The 16,435-nt window shown below is 64.7% G+C and carries 15 protein-coding genes; 2 read left to right on the top strand and 13 right to left on the bottom strand.

The genetic code is table 11. The features are described from left to right. Nucleotides 1-18: 18 nt before the first annotated feature. The 11 genes from ycaC to pedF form a co-directional block, all read right to left on the bottom strand. Nucleotides 19-639 carry an isochorismate family cysteine hydrolase YcaC gene (ycaC, locus tag CAF92_RS00265; protein WP_046613875.1) on the bottom strand — a complete coding sequence of 207 codons (621 nt, stop codon included), beginning with the start codon at nucleotides 637-639 and terminating at the stop codon, nucleotides 19-21. Nucleotides 640-805: 166 nt separating this feature from the next. After that, complete coding sequence (locus CAF92_RS00260) at nucleotides 806-2,533, bottom strand: NahK/ErcS family hybrid sensor histidine kinase/response regulator (protein WP_085598351.1); 1,728 nt, start codon at nucleotides 2,531-2,533, stop codon at nucleotides 806-808. After that, nucleotides 2,517-3,680, bottom strand: coding sequence for an alcohol dehydrogenase-like regulatory protein ErcA (gene ercA, locus CAF92_RS00255; protein WP_085598349.1), 1,164 nt, complete (start codon nucleotides 3,678-3,680; stop codon nucleotides 2,517-2,519). The genes CAF92_RS00260 and ercA overlap by 17 nt, the downstream gene beginning before the upstream one ends. 89 nt (nucleotides 3,681-3,769) lie before the next feature. Then, nucleotides 3,770-4,042: a pyrroloquinoline quinone biosynthesis peptide chaperone PqqD gene (gene pqqD, locus CAF92_RS00250; RefSeq protein WP_046613878.1), complete on the bottom strand. Its 273-nt coding sequence runs from the start codon at nucleotides 4,040-4,042 to the stop codon at nucleotides 3,770-3,772. Nucleotides 4,043-4,094: 52 nt separating this feature from the next. Next, nucleotides 4,095-4,166: a pyrroloquinoline quinone precursor peptide PqqA gene (pqqA, locus tag CAF92_RS00245; RefSeq protein ID WP_003253598.1), complete on the bottom strand. Its 72-nt coding sequence runs from the start codon at nucleotides 4,164-4,166 to the stop codon at nucleotides 4,095-4,097. Between the two features lie 271 nt (nucleotides 4,167-4,437). After that, on the bottom strand, nucleotides 4,438-5,958 hold the full coding sequence (locus CAF92_RS00240) for an aldehyde dehydrogenase family protein (RefSeq protein WP_085598347.1): 1,521 nt from the start codon (nucleotides 5,956-5,958) through the stop codon (nucleotides 4,438-4,440). A gap of 162 nt (nucleotides 5,959-6,120) precedes the next feature. After that, entirely contained in the window at nucleotides 6,121-7,905 is a 1,785-nt protein-coding gene (gene pedH / locus CAF92_RS00235) for a PQQ-dependent alcohol dehydrogenase PedH (protein ID WP_046613880.1), read from the bottom strand. Nucleotides 7,906-8,183: 278 nt separating this feature from the next. Further along, a complete protein-coding gene (locus CAF92_RS00230; RefSeq protein WP_085598345.1) occupies nucleotides 8,184-9,122 on the bottom strand; it encodes a quinoprotein relay system zinc metallohydrolase 1 in 939 nt (312 codons plus the stop codon). 40 nt (nucleotides 9,123-9,162) lie between these two features. Then, nucleotides 9,163-9,930 carry a quinoprotein dehydrogenase-associated SoxYZ-like carrier gene (locus tag CAF92_RS00225; protein ID WP_085598343.1) on the bottom strand — a complete coding sequence of 256 codons (768 nt, stop codon included), beginning with the start codon at nucleotides 9,928-9,930 and terminating at the stop codon, nucleotides 9,163-9,165. 146 nt (nucleotides 9,931-10,076) lie between these two features. Next, nucleotides 10,077-10,952: an ABC transporter substrate-binding protein gene (locus CAF92_RS00215; protein ID WP_085598339.1), complete on the bottom strand. Its 876-nt coding sequence runs from the start codon at nucleotides 10,950-10,952 to the stop codon at nucleotides 10,077-10,079. A 5-nt stretch (nucleotides 10,953-10,957) separates the two neighbouring features. After that, complete coding sequence (pedF, locus tag CAF92_RS00210) at nucleotides 10,958-11,419, bottom strand: cytochrome c-550 PedF (RefSeq protein WP_046613884.1); 462 nt, start codon at nucleotides 11,417-11,419, stop codon at nucleotides 10,958-10,960. A 254-nt stretch (nucleotides 11,420-11,673) separates the two neighbouring features. Here pedF and exaA point away from each other — a divergent pair, with 254 nt between their 5' ends. Together exaA and CAF92_RS00200 are read left to right on the top strand one after the other, a co-directional pair. Further along, the gene (gene exaA, locus CAF92_RS00205; protein WP_085598338.1) at nucleotides 11,674-13,569 is read left to right on the top strand and encodes a quinoprotein ethanol dehydrogenase; all 1,896 of its coding nucleotides are present in this window, start codon (nucleotides 11,674-11,676) and stop codon (nucleotides 13,567-13,569) included. Nucleotides 13,570-13,658: 89 nt separating this feature from the next. Further along, entirely contained in the window at nucleotides 13,659-14,318 is a 660-nt protein-coding gene (locus tag CAF92_RS00200) for a pentapeptide repeat-containing protein (RefSeq protein ID WP_046613886.1), read from the top strand. A gap of 182 nt (nucleotides 14,319-14,500) precedes the next feature. On the opposite strand, the gene CAF92_RS00195 is transcribed toward CAF92_RS00200, so the two are convergent. Continuing rightward, nucleotides 14,501-15,139 carry a response regulator transcription factor gene (locus CAF92_RS00195; RefSeq protein WP_046613887.1) on the bottom strand — a complete coding sequence of 213 codons (639 nt, stop codon included), beginning with the start codon at nucleotides 15,137-15,139 and terminating at the stop codon, nucleotides 14,501-14,503. Then, nucleotides 15,139-16,413: a histidine kinase gene (locus tag CAF92_RS00190; RefSeq protein ID WP_085598336.1), complete on the bottom strand. Its 1,275-nt coding sequence runs from the start codon at nucleotides 16,411-16,413 to the stop codon at nucleotides 15,139-15,141. The genes CAF92_RS00195 and CAF92_RS00190 overlap by 1 nt, the downstream gene beginning before the upstream one ends. Nucleotides 16,414-16,435 lie beyond the last annotated feature (22 nt).

Below are 16,435 nucleotides of genomic sequence, written 5' to 3'. Positions count from 1 at the left end.
CATGGCTCCCCTGCCGGATTACTTCGACAGCTTGCTGAAGCTGGTCATCAGGTTGCGGTAGTCCGGGATGTGGTTGGAGAATAGCGTGCCCAGTCCTTCGATGTCGTTGCGCCAGTCGCGGTGCAGCTCGCAGGCCACGCCGAACCAGGTCATCAGCTGCGCGCCGGCGGCTTCCATCCGGCGCCAGGCCGAATCACGGGTCAGTTCGTTGAAGGTACCGGAGGCATCGGTGACCACGAACACATCGAAGCCTTCTTCCAGGGCCGACAGTGCCGGGAAGGCCACGCAAACCTCGGTCACCACACCGGCGATGATCAACTGCTTCTTGCCGGTGGCCTTGACCGCCTTGACGAAGTCTTCGTTGTCCCAGGCATTGATGTTGCCCGGGCGCGCGATGTACGGCGCGTCAGGGAACTGCTCCTTGAGTTCGGGCACCAGCGGGCCATTTGGGCCGTTCTCGAAGCTGGTGGTGAGGATGGTCGGCAACTTGAAGTACTTGGCCAGGTCCGACAGGGCCAGCACATTGTTCTTGAAACGGTCGGGTTCGATATCCCTTACCAAAGAGAGCAAACCCGTCTGGTGATCCACCAGCAGTACGGCGGCGTTATTCTTGTCCAGTCGCTTGTATTGAAAGGCCATGATGTTTTCCTTACTCGGGTTGGATGCGTTTGGTATGACTTCGCCCAAACAATGGCGCCCCGGTAAGATAACCAGCCAGGCAGAGCCGTGACAGGCTGACATCCGCAACACAGAGTCCCATTTCGGGAACAGCCACCTGGCACTGCAAGGCCGTGGGGTTGAGGCTTCAGCCCAGCAACTGGCTCAACACCGCTCGTAACTTCCCCGGTTTGACAGGCTTGTTCAGCAACGGCGCACCGAGCTTGTTCAAGGAGCGTCGGCACTGATCGCTGCGGTCGGCGGTGATGATCACCGCGGGTATGGCGGCGCCGAAATGCTCACGGAAGTGCCTGACCACCTCGCAGCCGACAACACCGTGGTCCAGGTGAAAGTCCGCCAGGATCAATTCCGGTGCCCGCCCCTGCAATGCCAGCAGGGCGCCAACCTCGTCGGTCGCGGTAACCACTTCGCAGCCCCACTGCCCGAGCAGAGCGCCCATGCTCTCGAGGATGCTCACTTCGTTGTCCAGTACCAGCAGGCGGCGGCCTGGCAACGGGTTGCCTGCGCCAGGCTGCGGCGCGGCCTGATGGATAGGCAGCGGCATGGCTTCGCCGATCGGCACATCGATGCTGAACATCGAGCCACGCCCCGGCCACGAACGCACCCCGACGCGGTAGCCTAGAATCTTGGCGATCCGCTCGACGATCGCCAGCCCCAGGCCCACACCCTTGCGGTCGGCGGCGCGGCCTACGTCCAGTTGGTTGAACTCGAGAAATATGGCCTGCAGCCGATCCGCCGCGATGCCCCGCCCGGTATCCCACACCTCCAGGCGCAAGTGATCGCCGCGGCGCCGGGCCCCCAGCAGGATCCCGCCTTCGTCGGTATAACGGCAGGCGTTGCTGAGAAAGTTGCGCAGGATACGCGTCATCAGCCGCAGGTCGGTACTGATGGCGTAGTCGCCAATGCGCGCGCGCAGCTTCAGGCCTGCCGCATCGGCCACCGTGCGAAACTCCGAGACCAGCGGCCCGAACAGTTCGTCGAGGCGGTACAGCGCCACGTCCGGCTTGACCGCCGCCTGGTCGAGCCGGGAAATGTCCAGCAGGTCGGTCAGCAGGTCTTCGGCACCCTCCAGGGCCTGGTGGGTACGCTCCACCAGCACCTTTTCCGCTTCTGGCAGTGGCCTTTCGCGCAAGGTCGAGATCAGCAGCCGTGCGGCATTCAGCGGTTGCAGCAGGTCATGGCTGGCGGCAGCGAGGTACTTGTCCTTGCTGCGGTTGGCGGTTTCCGCGGCGTCGCGGGCATCGCGCAGGGCGCGGGCGATCTGTTTGCGCTCGGCGATCTGTTGTTGCAGGTTGCGGTTGGCCTCCAGCAGTTCATCGGTGCGGGCGGCCACCCGTTGCTCGAGTTCGTCATTCAGTTGCTGCAGGCGCTGCTGGGCCAGCTTGCGTTCGGTGATGTCGGCGACAAACCCTTCCACCAGCCCTTCCTGCCCGGGCTTGAGCAACAGGTTCATCAGCACATCGAGGTGGCTGCCATCCTTGCGCCGCAAGCGGGTTTCATAGCCGTGCAGGCTGCGTTCACGGGCGAGGGTCGCGGTGATGGCGTGCAGCTCCTCGGCCCCGCCGACAAACAGGTTGGCGGCAAGGTCCGTCAGCGGAAACAGCAACGCTTGCGGGTTGTCGTAACCGAGCATGCGTGCCAACGCCGGGTTGGCGGCACGCATGCCGTCTTGCAGGCTGGCCTGGAAAATCCCGTGCACGGCGTTTTCGAACAGCCATTTGTAGCGGTTGCGTTCGGCCTCAAGTTCGTCCAGGCGTGCCGCCAGCTCCGGGTAATGGCTCTTGCGTGCCGAGTGGTCGCCCAGCCCCAGCAACCCGGCCAGCGCCCGTTGCTGCTCATCAGAGGGCCTCGCCATAGACCACCTCGACATCACGCTGGCTCGACGCACGCGGGTTGGTGAGGATGCACGGGTCATCCATCGCATGTTGCGACAGGAACGGGATATCGGCCGTGCGTACCCCGTGCAGGCCCAGGGTTTCGTGGAAGCCGATGGCATGCTTCAGGGCGATCAGGTGCTCCACCAGGCGCGCGCAGATCTGCTTGTGGTTGAGGCCACGGCAGTCGATACCCAGCACTTCGGCAATCACCTTGAAACGCTCCGGTGCCGAGCTGTAGTTGAACGCCACCACGTGCTCCACCAGCACCGCATTGCACAAACCATGCGGCAGGTCGAGAAACCCGCCCAGGCTGTGCGACATGGCGTGGACCGCCCCCAGGATCGCATTGGAAAACGCCAGCCCCGCCTGCATGCTGCCCAGCATGATCTTCTCGCGCAGGGCGATATCGGTGGGGTTGGCGATCATTTCCACCAGGTTGCCGTTGATCAGGCGCATGGCCTCCAGCGCATGGGGGTCGGTCAGCGGGCCGTGGCCGGTGGAAACGAAGGCTTCGATGGCATGCACCAGCGCATCGATACCGGTGCAGGCCGACAGGAACGGGTCCATGCTCAGGGTGGTTTGCGGGTCGATCAGCGACACGTCCGGCACCACCGCCTTGCTGACGATGGAGAACTTCATGCGCTCCTGCTGGTTGGAAATGATCACGAACTGCGACACGTCCGCCGAGGTGCCGGCCGTGGTCGGGATCAGGATCAGCGGCGGGCTGGGCACGCGGATCATGTCCACGCCTTCGAATTCGAGGATGCTGCGCCCGTGGGCGACCACGATGCCGATGGCCTTGCCGCAATCCATCGGGCTGCCGCCGCCTACTGCGACAATCACATCACAGTGGTTCTGCCGGTAGATCTCGGCACCGAGCATCACCTCTTCGACCCGCGGGTTGGGCGATACGGCGCTGTACAGACAGTAGTCGATACCCTGGGCCTGCAGGCTGGCCTCCACGTCCCCTACCCAACCGGCGGCGATCACACCGGGGTCGCTGACCACCAGCACCTTGCGCGCACCGAAGGTCTTGGCGTAATTGGCGACATTGTGCCGGCAGCCGGCACCAAAGATGATCTCGGGCGAAACGAACTTGCGAAGCGGGCTGAAACTCTGGCTCATCGGGAAGCCTGTTCTTATTGTTCTGGAAGGTAACCGCCAGCGTAAAGCATCCCGTAGCGAAAGCAACCAGACCAAAGCGTGACCACGGCTCATTCGATCCAGTACTTGGCACGGGCCACCTCCAGGAACGCCAGGATGTCCTCGTCGAGCCCCGGCACACCGGGGAAACGCTGTGCCAGGCGGTCGATGACAGCCGCCACGCTGCGCTGGCCGTCCAGCAACTCGAGCACCCAACCGGCACTGGCGTTGAGCTCGATGATGCCCTCGGGGTACAGCAGCACATGGCACGCCTGGCGCGACTCCCAGCGCAGGCGAAAGCCCTTGCGCAAGGCCAGGGCTTGTTCGCGATCGATCAGGTTCACAACGGGCTTGCGCAATGAAGACCCGGCCATCGCGATGATGGCCGGACAGGCATCAACGATTGGCGAAGTACATCGTCACTTCGAAGCCGATGCGCAGGTCGGTAAAGGCGGGTTTAGTCCACATGGGGCATTCCTCTTCTTGGTGCCGGGCGATTCCGGTAGAGGCATTAATGCACGAGGGGCGACGGGGCCGAATGCTACTTTGGGACAGGTTTGCGGGGTGCGTTGGTAGGAAGGCAGGGAAAAGCCGAGGATTGATGTGTTGCTGTGCTGGCCTTATCGCCGGCAAGCCAGCTCCCACAGGTACTGCACAAGGTTCAAGGCCCATGCAGTACCTGTGGGAGCTGGCTTGCCTGCGATGGGCTGCAAGGCAGCCCCCGAGGCCCTCCCAGGCTTTAGAAGAAGCCCAGCGGGTTGATGTCGTAGCTCACCAGCAGGTTCTTGGTCTGCTGGTAGTGATCGAGCATCATCTTGTGCGTCTCGCGGCCCACACCGGACTTCTTGTAGCCACCGAACGCGGCATGCGCCGGGTACAGATGGTAGCAGTTGGTCCACACGCGCCCGGCCTTGATCCCACGCCCCATGCGATAGGCACGGTTGATGTCACGGGTCCACAGCCCCGCGCCCAGGCCAAACTCGCTGTCGTTGGCGATCGCCAGGGCTTCGGCTTCGTCCTTGAAGGTGGTCACGCCCACCACCGGGCCGAAGATCTCCTCCTGGAACACACGCATCTTGTTGTTGCCCTTGAGCAAGGTCGGCTGGATGTAGTAACCGCTGGCCAGGTCGCCATCGAGCCGCTCGGCAGCGCCACCGGTGAGCAGCTGCGCGCCCTCCTCCCGGGCAACCTGCAGGTAGGAAAGGATCTTGTCGTATTGCTGCTCCGAGGCCTGGGCACCGACCATGGTCGCGGTGTCCAGCGGGTTGCCACGGGTAATCCTGGCGATCTTTTTTATCACCTCGGCCATGAACGGCTCGTAGATCGACTCCTGGATCAGCGCCCGCGACGGGCAAGTGCACACTTCGCCCTGGTTGAAGAACGCCAGCACCAGGCCTTCGGCTGCCTTTTCGATGAACGCGGGCTCGGCCTGCATGATGTCTTCGAAGAAGATGTTCGGCGACTTGCCGCCCAGTTCGACGGTGGACGGGATGATGTTCTCAGCCGCGCACTTCATGATGTGCGAGCCCACCGGGGTGGAACCGGTGAAGGCGATCTTGGCGATGCGCTTGCTGGTGGCCAGGGCCTCGCCGGCTTCGCGGCCAAAGCCCTGGACGATGTTCAGCACGCCAGCCGGAAGCAGGTCGGCGATCAGCTCGGCGAAAATGGTGATCGACAGTGGCGTCTGCTCTGCCGGCTTGAGCACCACGCAGTTGCCAGCGGCCAGGGCCGGGGCGAGTTTCCAGGCGGCCATCAGCAGCGGGAAGTTCCACGGGATGATCTGCCCGACCACGCCCAGCGGCTCGTGGATATGGTAGGCCACGGTGCCTTCGTTGATCTCGGCAGCGCCGCCTTCCTGGGCACGGATGCAGCCGGCGAAGTAACGGAAGTGGTCCGCCGCCAATGGCACGTCGGCGTTGAGGGTTTCGCGCACGGCCTTGCCGTTGTCCCAGCTTTCGGTAACGGCCAGTACTTCGAGGTTCTGTTCGATGCGGTCGGCAATCTTCAGCAGCACCAGGGCACGGTCCTGCACCGAAGTCTTGCCCCAGGCCTCGGCAGCAGCATGCGCGGCGTCCAGGGCCTGCTCGACGTCCTGGGCGCCGGAGCGCGGGAATTCGGCAATCGGCTGGCCGTTGACCGGCGAGCTGTTGGTGAAGTACTGGCCGCCCAGCGGCGGCACGAATTCACCGTTGATGAAGTTGCCGTAGCGTGGCTTGAAGGACACGATGGCGCCTGGGGTTCCGGGTTGTGCGTAGATCATGCTGAGCCTCTGCGGGTCGATGCCTGTCCGGCGACAGGCGATGGGCCGATGGTAAAAAGCCCCGCCTGCCGGGCGAATGCATCGTTGGCAGCGGGGCTCTCGTCATTTGGTAGTAGGGCCGCTTGCCGCAGGGTCTCCTGCAGCAAGCGGCAGGTTGTCGGCTTAGCGACTGGCGCTTGCCGTTTGCAGCTGCTTGGGCAGCTTGAAGGTCCAGAGCATGCCGCCCTGGTTGAAGTCCTTGACCCGCTTGGCCACTTCGCCGCCCCACAGCGGCACCGCGCCGCCCCAGCCGGAAACCACCGAAACGTATTGTTCGCCGTCCATTTCCCAGGTTACTGGCGAGCCGAGCACGCCGGAGCCGGTCTGGAACTCCCAGACCTTGTCGCCGGTCTTGGCGTTGAACGCCTGCAGGAAGCCCTCCGGCGTGCCAGTGAATACCAGGTTGCCCTTGGTGGTCAGCACCCCGCCCCACAGCGGCGCGAAGTTCTTGTGGCGCCATACTTCCTTGCCACTGACCGGGTCGATGGCGCGCAGCACGCCGATGTAGTCTTCGTTGAGCGGCTTGATGGTGAAGCCGGCACCAAGGAACGCCGCGCCCTTCTTGTAGGCGATGCCTTCGTTCCAGATGTCCATGCCCCACTCGTTGGACGGCACGTAGAACAGCCCGGTGTCCTGGTTGTAGGCCATCGGCATCCAGTTCTTGGCACCGAGGAATGCCGGCGCCACGAACACCGAGCTGCCCTTGGCCTCGCTACCCGGCGCCCCCGGCCGGCTGGCCTCGTTGTAGATCGGCCGGCCGTCCTTGTCCAGGCCGGTGGCCCAGGTGATCTTGTCGACGAAGGGGAAGCCACGGATGAACTTGCCGTTGGTGCGGTCCAGCACGTAGAAGAAGCCGTTGCGGTCAGCGGTGGCGGCGGCCTTGACCTCCTTGCCGCCGTCCTTGTAGTTGAACGAGATCAGCTCGTTGACGCCGTCGAAGTCCCAGCCGTCATGCGGCGTGCTCTGGAAGTGCCACTTGATGGTGCCATCGTCGGGGTTCAGGGCCAGGCGCGACGAGGAATACAGGTTGTCGCCCGGGCGCAGGTGCGAGTTCCACGGTGCCGGGTTGCCGGTGCCGAACAGGATCAGGTTGGTTTCCGGGTCGTAGTAGCCGCCCAGCCAAGGCGCCGCACCACCGGTCTTCCACAGGTCGCCGGGCCAGGTCTTGCCCGCCTCGCCGCCGGAAATGCCGTTTTCGATCGCCTTGCCGTCCTTGTACACGTAGCCCATGTGCCCTTCCACGGTCGGGCGCATCCACAGCAGCTCGCCGTTTTCCGGGTTGTAGGCCTGGATCTTGCCCACCACGCCAAACTCGCCGCCGGCAACGCCGGTGATCAGCTTGCCGTTTACGATCATCGGCGCGGCGCTGATGGAGTAGCCCTCCTTGTGGTCGGCCACCTTCTTGCTCCATACCACCTTGCCAGTGTCCTTGTTCAATGCCACCAGCTTGGCATCGAGGGTGCCGAAGAACACCAGGTTGCCGTACAGCGCAACGCCACGGTTGATCACGTCGCAGCACGGGCGAATGTCATCGGGCAGGCGCGCATCGTATTGCCACAGCTTCTTGCCGGTACGGGCGTCCACGGCGAACACCCGCGAGTAGGAGCCGGTCAGGTACATCACCCCGTCCTTGACCAGCGGCTGGGCCTGCTGGCCGCGCTGCTTCTCACCGCCGAAGGAAAACGCCCAGACCGGCCGCAGGTCCTTGACGTTGTCGGTATTGAGCAGGTTCAGCGGGCTGTAGCGCTGGCCCTGCACGCCCAGGCCATTGGTCACGATCTGCTGCGGGTTCTTCGGGTCCTGGAGAATTTCTTCATTGCTGACAGCGGCGTGGGCTGCACCGGCAAGCAGCATGGCGCTGAGCACCAGGCTCAAGGCGAACACGGGACGACGTGTGGATCGGGTCATGACGGCTACCTTTGGTTTTTTTGTTGTATCCGGGAAAACTTCCCGGTGTGTCGGGAATTCTTGGTCCCGACCTGCTTGCCAACAATTGCCCGCAGTGCTGAGTTTTCTAGTTCCTTGGTATCAGTGAACCTGCGCGGCCCCCCCTGTGGGAGCGGCCTTGTGTCGCGAAAGGGCTGCAAGGCAGCCCCGGCGATTTCAGCCATCGGCACAAATTCTGGGGCCGCTTCGCGCCCCTTTCGCGACACAAGGCCGCTCCCACAGGGAACCGCGTTACACCCTCAGATTGGGGGCTTGGCGTCCACGCGCCGCAGCTGCTGGCGTTCGTAGCGGGGGTACAGGTGGCTGACACTGCGAATCAGCTCGTATCGAGTCAGGCTGATACCAGCAAACCGCTCGGGTATCGGGCTGCGGATCATCTCGGCCATGTCATCGCCGCGCGCCGCGCCGTCACGCATCAACCCATCCAGCCAGCCCAGGTAATCGCGCATCTGCGCAAACGGCCGGGCATCGCTGGCCAGCGGCCCGTGACCAGGTACCAGCTGCTTCCAGGGCAGCGCTTGCAAGGTGTCCAGGTCCTTCAGCCACACCTCCAGCCCCGGGGTGTTGGGCGTGGTCAGCGCGCGCTCGTGAAACACCAGGTCGCCGGCGAACAGCACACCGGTGCTTTCATCCAGAATCGCCAGGTCGGCACCGGTATGCCCGCCCAGCGCCAGCAGCCGCAGGCGGTGCCCACCCACCTCGTGAATACCCGGCTCCAGCACCCGGGTCGGCAGCACCACCTCGGTACCGCGCATCCAGTCGCCGACCAGGCGGTACATGTTCTCGGCCATGGCCTCGCCCTGCTGGCGCAACAGCTCGCCGGTACCGGCCAGGGCGCCGATGGGCACGTCGGCAAAGGCCTGGTTGCCCAGCACATGATCGGGGTGATGATGGGTCAGCAGCACTTCGACCACCGGCTTGTCGGTGGTGGCGGCAATGGCCTGGCGCAAGGCATCGCCGTAGCGTTTCGACGGCCCGCTGTCGATCACCACCACCCCGCTGTCGGTGACGATGAACGCGGTGTTGACGATATTGCCGCCGTTGTCCTTGGCAAAATTGTCGGTGCTGCCCTCCAGCAGCCAGGTGCCCTCGGCGATCTGCCGGGGCTTCAGGCGATAGTCCAGGTCTGCCCAGGCCGGCAGGCCCAGGCACAGCAGCAACAGCAGAATGCAACGCATGACGTGCGCCTCTGGTCAGGGATGGAGTCGGGCAACGCGTTCAGGGCACTGCCGCCTCGAACTGGTTGCCGCTGTTGTCCTGCAACACCAACCGGGTCGGCCCGGGGCCCTGGATGTCGAAGCCCAGGTTGGGGTTTTCGCTAACCGCCGGGTACAGTTCCAGGCTGGCCAGGCGCTGGCCGTCCGCGCCTTGCAGCTCGGCATGGTTGAGGAAAAATTCGGGAATGCCGCTGACTAGGCCGTTGTCCATCGGGTGGGCCACCTGCAGGCGCAAGCGGCTGCTGTCGCCGCGCGGGTAGCGCCCGCCCAGGACTTCACCGAGGTGCTCCTCCCAACCGGGCTGGGTGCGTACCACGCTGGGCGCGGTACAACCGCCGCCAGCGGCGTCGATCAAGGCCGAGCCGACATGCCACAGGCCGTCACGCGTCAGCACCGCAGCACGCAGCGGTGTGGCCTGCTCGATGCGGATACGGATCGACAACCAGGGCAGTACGCGCTCGCCGGGCCGGAAGTCGACAATGCGCGGCAGCGGGTTGAGTTCGGCCCAGGCGAGAATCCGCACCACCTCGCCGCTGAACGCCCGGGCGTCGATCTCCAGCGGCACCTGGCGGGCGTCTTCGGCAAACGGCGGCGCCAGCAGCCTGACCCGGTCATCGAACACGAACGCGGCCTGGCCCAGCAACTGCTTGTGGTAGAAGTCCCACATCACCGACGGCACCGGGTCCTTTTGGTTACTCGGCTCGCTGGCCAGGGCCTGTGCGGCCCAGGGCATCCAGCAGGCCAGCAGGAAAGTTGCTCGCCAGTTCATCGCCCACTCCTTGATGAAACAGTTGTCCATTGAGCCAGCGCCGCCCCTGTGGGAGCGGGCGTGCCCGCGAACACGGGCGAAGCCCGTGCCATCCTCCGCGGAGCCTGCTTCGCGGGCATGCCCGCTCCCACAGGGATACGCATGCGCTACTGATACATTTCCGGGACTTGATAGCGCAGGCCGTAATGGGCATAAATCGCCTTCATCCGCCCATCACGAATCAACGCCTCAAGCGCCTCCTCCACCGCATACGCCAGCTGCCGGTTGCTTTCATGCACCGCCATGCCGATCTCCCAGGCCTGCTTGCCAAGGTTCGGGTAGGCGTTTTCCGCCAGTGCCAGTTGCGGGTCGGCGGCCTGGTGCAGTTGCCAGTCAACCTCGCCGCGCATCGCCATCACCGCGTCTACCTGGCCGGCCTGCATGGCACCGAAGGCCTGCTGCACATTGGGGTAATGATGGGTCCTGGCGCTGAGCATGCCGTTGAACACGGAAGTCAGGTAGAACGACGGCACGCTGTCCACCTCGACCCCGATCGGGTGCTGCCGGAACACCGCGACACTGGCCACCGAGGCCAGGCGGCGGCGATCGTAGGCGACCTGCCAGCGCTCCTCCTGATAGGGGCCGAACATCACCACCTGGGCGTTTTCCAGCTCGCCCACCTCGTTGCGCCGCTGCGCGTAGGCGTGGTCGTACGGCACCCGCATCATCAGGTCGGCCAGCTGCTGGTGGCGCAACGGGCTGCCGCGCCAGATGTAGTCGCGCAGATCGTCGTCGAGCTTTTCCCCGGGTGGCGCCCAGATCAGTTGCAAGCGCACTCCCAACGCCGTTGCCAGGGCCTGTGCCAGCTCAACGTCGACACCGCGCGGCTGGCCGTGGTCCTCGAAGCTGTAGGGCGCAAAGTCCTTGTACACCGCCACCTTCAGTTCGCCGGCGGCGATGATCGCGTCGTAGCTGCGCACCTGCGCCTGCGCCGCTGCGCAACATAGCAGCAGGCCGCTCAACAGCACCGCCAACAGGCGCATGGCCGTCACTCCTCGACGTGCACGCTGTCCAGGTAGGTGCGCACCGCCCACAGGGCCTCCTGGCTCAGGTAGTCGGCCATTTTCGGCATGTACACCCGGCCGTCGCGGACCGCACCATGGCGTACACGCTCGACGAACCATTCATCCCCGGCCTCGCCGGCATCGAGCATGCGCAAATCCGGGGCGATGCCCCCGGACTTGGCCTCCAGGCCATGGCAGGCGGCGCAGTTCTGGTTGTAGGCCGAGGCACCGATTTCCACGGCCTTGTCGTGCTCGGGAGAGCTGCGGTACGGGTTGACCGCCGCCCAGCCATCGCCGTCCAGGGTCACGCCAGCGTCCTTGATCGGGGTCAGGCCTTGGGTTTCCACGGCCTGCGGCACCACATTGCCATGTGCCCAGGCCGTGCCGGTCAGCACTGCACTGGCAAGCAGCCCGGCAGCCAGCAAGACGTTGCGTTTTGTTGTCATTTTTATGCCCTCACGATTGCACGCAAGGCCTCAACCACAGAGGCCGTGTCGCCATCTTAGAAACAGCCCGCAAGCGGCCGAATGCTGCTTTGGTGGCCGCGCCTTACTCCCTTGGTAGTAGGGCTTGTGGCGAAGGGCCAAATGAGGTGCCCTGCGGGAACTATTCCCGGCAAGGGCGGGACATTTTCCGTATCCGGCGACGCCCGTGCCGTCCCACCCTGTGCAGGCCAAAACCTCCACTGGGAACTGCAACCATGACAACAAGAACGCTACCCGCCCTTTCCCCTCTGGCCCTGAGCGTGCGGGCCTTGCTGCTGGCCGGTAGCCTGGCCCTGAGCAACGCGGCCATAGCCGCCACCGCCCCAGCCGCACCTGCCGGCAAGAACGTGACCTGGGAAGACATCGCCAACGACCACCTGACCACCCAGGACGTGCTGCAGTACGGCATGGGCACCAACGCCCAGCGCTGGAGCCCGCTGGCCCAGGTCAATGACCAGAACGTGTTCAAGCTGACCCCGGCCTGGTCCTATTCCTTCGGCGACGAGAAGCAGCGCGGCCAGGAATCCCAGGCCATCGTCAGTGACGGCGTGGTCTACGTCACCGGCTCCTATTCGCGGGTGTTCGCCCTCGATGCCAAGACCGGCAAGCGCCTGTGGACCTACAACCACCGCCTGCCGGACAACATTCGCCCCTGCTGCGATGTGGTCAACCGCGGCGCGGCGATCTATGGCGACAAGATCTACTTCGGCACCCTCGACGCGCGGGTCATCGCCCTCGACAAGCGCACCGGCAAAGTGGTGTGGAACAAGAAGTTCGGCGACCACGCCGCCGGCTACACCATGACCGGCGCCCCGGTGCTGATCAAGGACAAGACCAGCGGCAAGGTACTGCTGATCCACGGCAGCTCCGGCGATGAATTCGGCGTGGTCGGCCAACTGTTCGCCCGCGATCCGGACACCGGCGAAGAGGTGTGGATGCGGCCCTTCGTCGAGGGCCACATGGGCCGCCTGAACGGCAAGGACAGCACGCCGACCGGTGACGTCAAGGCACCGTCCTGGCCGGACGACCCCACCACCGAAACCGGCAAGGTCGAAGCCTGGAGCCACGGCGGTGGCGCGCCTTGGCAAAGCGCCAGCTTCGACCCCGAGACCAACACCATCATTGTCGGTGCTGGCAACCCCGGCCCCTGGAATACCTGGGCGCGCACCTCGAAGGATGGCAACCCGCAAGACTTCGACAGCCTGTATACCTCAGGGCAGGTCGGCGTCGACCCCAGTACCGGTGAGGTGAAGTGGTTCTACCAGCACACACCCAACGATGCCTGGGATTTCTCCGGCAACAACGAACTGGTGCTGTTCGATTACAAAGGCAAGGACGGCAAGCTGGTCAAGGCCACTGGCCACGCCGACCGCAACGGTTTCTTCTATGTGGTGGACCGCAACAACGGCAAACTGCAGAACGCCTTCCCCTTCGTGGACAACATCACCTGGGCCAGCCACATCGACCTCAAGACCGGGCGCCCGGTGGAAAACCCAGGGCAGCGCCCGGCCAAGCCGCTGCCGGGCGAAACCAAGGGCAAGCCGGTGGAGGTCTCGCCACCCTTCCTTGGCGGCAAGAACTGGAACCCCATGGCCTACAGCCAGGACACCGGCCTGTTCTACATCCCCGGCAACCAGTGGAAGGAGGAGTACTGGACCGAGGAAGTGAACTACAAGAAGGGCTCGGCCTACCTGGGCATGGGTTTCCGCATCAAGCGCATGTACGACGACCACGTCGGCACCCTGCGCGCCATGGACCCGACCACCGGCAAGCTGGTCTGGGAGCACAAGGAGCACCTGCCGCTGTGGGCTGGCGTGCTGGCGACCAAGGGCAACCTGGTGTTCACCGGCACCGGCGACGGCTTCTTCAAGGCCTTCGACGCCAAGACGGGCAAGGAGCTGTGGAAGTTCCAGACCGGCAGCGGCATCGTCTCGCCGCCCATCACCTGGGAACAGGACGGCGAGCAGTACATCGGCGTGACCGTGGGCTACGGCGGCGCGGTGCCGCTATGGGGTGGCGATATGGCCGAACTGACCAAGCCGGTGGCCCAGGGTGGTTCGTTCTGGGTGTTCAAGATCCCCAGCTGGGACAACAAGACTGCACAGCGTTGACTGCATGAGTTGACGCATCACTGGGGCTGCGATGGGCCGCAAAGCGGCCCCAGGGTGCATACCCGACTTCACATTGAGAGCCTTTCGCCATGAACTACCTGCCACTTGCCTTGCTGATCGTGCTGGCCCCTGCCATGGCCGAGAATGCCGACGACGTTGGCAACGATCCCCCCCTGACCATCAACGGCTGCGTGATTGCCGAAGCCAGCCAGTGCCCGGGAGCCGACCTGCGGGGCGCCAACCTGGCCAACCAGGACCTGCGCAAGATGAACCTGGCCGGCGCCGACCTGCGCGATGCCGACCTGCGCCATGCCCGGCTGGACCTGGCCAACCTGGAAAGGGCCAGCCTGCAAGGCGCCAACCTGACTCGCGCCAGCCTGCAGCAGAGCAACCTGCGCCTGGCCAACCTGAGCCATGGCCGGCTCGTGGCCGTTCAGGGTTGGGGCCTGTTTGCCCAGGGCGCGCAATTTGCCAAGGCCGACCTCAGCGCTGCGTACCTGCAGTTCGCCAGGTTGTCAGGGGCAAAGATGCAGCAGGCCAACCTGCGGGCGGCGGACCTGGAAATGGCCTGGCTGAGCAAGGCTGACCTGCAAGAGGCCGACCTTGGCGATGCCAACCTGCAGGAGGCCAAGTTTGGCCAGAGCAACCTGGCCCGCGCCGACTTGCGCGGGGCGCGCCAGCATTACGGGAATTTTCAGGAGGCCAACATGGAGGGGTGCAAGGGGTGCCCCGAGACCTGGGACAATTGAGCCCGATATTCCTGCGTTACGCAGGCCCCCCCTGTAGGAGCGGCCTTGTGTCGCGATGGGCTGCAAAGCAGCCCCGACGATTGCTGCGTTGACGCTGAAGCCCCTGGGGGCCGCCTTGCGGCCCATCGCGACACAAGGCCGTTCCTACAAGGCTCTGCGCAAAGTCCAGATAGCAGAATGCCTCACCCCGCCACCCGCACCACCCCCAGATCAATCCCCAGATGCACCAGCTCGGCATGGGAGCTGACCTGCAACTTGCTCTTGAGCAAGGTCAGGTGGTTGGACACGGTCTTGGCGCTGATGCACAGCTGCTCGGCAATCCCCCGCACCGGTGTGCCCTTGGCCAACATCACGAAAATCTCCAGCTCACGCTGGGTCATGCGCTGCAGGCGCGGGTCGCTGGCATTGTGCTGTGAGGTGCAGGCCAGCTGGGTGGCCAGGGGCTGTTCGATATAGGCATGCCCGGCCAACACCCGTTGCACCGCCTCGATCAGCACTTCGGGCGCCGAGTTCTTGGTCAGGTATCCCGAAGCCCCGGCATCCAGCGCCTGGCGTACCAACGGCAGTTCGTCATGCATGCTGAAGAACAGCACCCGCAGTTGCGGCAGGCGCTGACGCAGGCGCCGGGTGGTTTCCAGGCCGCTGATACCTGGCAGGCCGAAATCCATGATCACCAGGTTGGGCACTTGCTCCTGAACCCGGGCCAGCGCCTCTTCGCCACTGGCAGCCTCACGCACCTGTACTGTCGGCAGCACCGCACGCAACAGGCTGGCATAGCCCTGGCGGACCACGGCGTGGTCATCGACCAACACGATATTCATCACACCTCCATGGGAATGTTCAGGGCCAGCGCCCAGCCGGCACCCGGGCGGCTGAGAATGCGCAGTTCGCCGCCAAGGCTGCGGGCGCGCTCGGCCATCGAATGCAGGCCTACACCGGGGCGCTGAGGCTGGCTCGCACCGCAACCGTTGTCGCGAACCAACAGGCGCAAGCCCTTGGCGCTGCGTTGCAGGCGCACCCGTACCTGGCTGGCGCCAGCGTGCCGGGCGACGTTGGTCAATGCCTCCTGCAGCAAGCGATACAGATGCGTGCGACTCGGCCCGGGTAGTGCCGGCAAATGCTCGCTTACCCGCAGGCGGCAATCGATACCCTGGCTGGCCTGCCATTGGCTCACCAGCAGGCCGAAGGCTTCGGCCAGTGGCATGTGCTGCAGCGCCAGCGGGTACAGGTTGTGTACCAGGGCGCGGAAACCTTGCTGCAGGCGTTCGCAATCGAGCTCCAGGGTGCGGGTCGTCTGCGCCACCGCGGTTGGCTGGTCGGCCACCATGCGCAGCAGGCAGAGCTGGGCCCGAATACCCGCCAGGTATTGTCCGAGGTCGTCGTGCAGGGTCTGCGCCAGCTGGGTGCGCTCCTGCTCCTGCACCGCCAGCAGGGCCTGGGTAAGTTGGGTATTGTCGCAGCGGGCCTGCTCCAGAGACGCGGTCATGCGGTTGAAGTGCTCCGCAAGTTGGCGCGCCTCTGGCAGGCCGGCCTCGCGCAGGCGTGTGGTCAATTGCCCACCCGAGACCTGGCGCAAGGCTTGCAGCAGATCGTCCAGCAAGCCCATGCCCCGCCGCACCGCCCAACGGATGGTCAACAAGCTCAGCAGCAACGCCAGACCGCACAGGATCAACAACTGCTGCAGGGAATCACGCACCTCGTCTATCTCATCCCGTGCATCCACGGTGATCATTACCCGGCGGCCATCCCCCAGCTCCAGCAACCGGCTGCTGTCGTGGCGCTGGCCAAGCAGTTGGCGGCCCAGCCAGGCATCCAGGCCGGTTTCTTGCGGCAGCCGCGCAGGTTCATCCGCCGCCAGCCAGTGCACCCGCACATGGCGCAGGCTTTGCGTCAGCCGTGGTTGCAGGCTCTGCGGGTCGCGCTCGGCAGTGTCGCCGAGGTATGCCACCACGGCTTGCGCCGACTGCAACTCCCGCTCCACATCAGCCACCGCCTGGTGCAACAGCACCCCGGCACAGGCCAGCGTCAACATCGCGAAGCAACAAGTGACCCAGAGGTTGATCCGCCACAGGGCCGAAAGGTTGACAAGGCGCATGGGCAGTTCTCCTCGGGGTTGC

The sequence above is a fragment of the Pseudomonas sp. B10(2017) genome (assembly GCF_002113295.1).
Lineage (GTDB): Bacteria > Pseudomonadota > Gammaproteobacteria > Pseudomonadales > Pseudomonadaceae > Aquipseudomonas > Aquipseudomonas pudica.
The sequence above is the reverse complement of the archived record's forward strand: the minus strand, read 5'-3'. Positions and strand labels throughout refer to the sequence as shown.

Coding starts and splice junctions, on each gene's coding strand:
- CAF92_RS00200 (WP_046613886.1), top strand. CDS start 13,659: ATGAACTACCTGCCACTTGCCTTGCTGATCGTGCTGGCCCCTGCCATG.
- pedH (WP_046613880.1), bottom strand. CDS start 7,905: ATGACCCGATCCACACGTCGTCCCGTGTTCGCCTTGAGCCTGGTGCTC.
- CAF92_RS00240 (WP_085598347.1), bottom strand. CDS start 5,958: ATGATCTACGCACAACCCGGAACCCCAGGCGCCATCGTGTCCTTCAAG.
- pedF (WP_046613884.1), bottom strand. CDS start 11,419: ATGACAACAAAACGCAACGTCTTGCTGGCTGCCGGGCTGCTTGCCAGT.
- CAF92_RS00215 (WP_085598339.1), bottom strand. CDS start 10,952: ATGCGCCTGTTGGCGGTGCTGTTGAGCGGCCTGCTGCTATGTTGCGCA.
- exaA (WP_085598338.1), top strand. CDS start 11,674: ATGACAACAAGAACGCTACCCGCCCTTTCCCCTCTGGCCCTGAGCGTG.
- CAF92_RS00195 (WP_046613887.1), bottom strand. CDS start 15,139: ATGAATATCGTGTTGGTCGATGACCACGCCGTGGTCCGCCAGGGCTAT.
- CAF92_RS00225 (WP_085598343.1), bottom strand. CDS start 9,930: ATGAACTGGCGAGCAACTTTCCTGCTGGCCTGCTGGATGCCCTGGGCC.
- CAF92_RS00190 (WP_085598336.1), bottom strand. CDS start 16,413: ATGCGCCTTGTCAACCTTTCGGCCCTGTGGCGGATCAACCTCTGGGTC.
- CAF92_RS00260 (WP_085598351.1), bottom strand. CDS start 2,533: ATGGCGAGGCCCTCTGATGAGCAGCAACGGGCGCTGGCCGGGTTGCTG.
- ycaC (WP_046613875.1), bottom strand. CDS start 639: ATGGCCTTTCAATACAAGCGACTGGACAAGAATAACGCCGCCGTACTG.
- CAF92_RS00230 (WP_085598345.1), bottom strand. CDS start 9,122: ATGCGTTGCATTCTGCTGTTGCTGCTGTGCCTGGGCCTGCCGGCCTGG.
- ercA (WP_085598349.1), bottom strand. CDS start 3,680: ATGAGCCAGAGTTTCAGCCCGCTTCGCAAGTTCGTTTCGCCCGAGATC.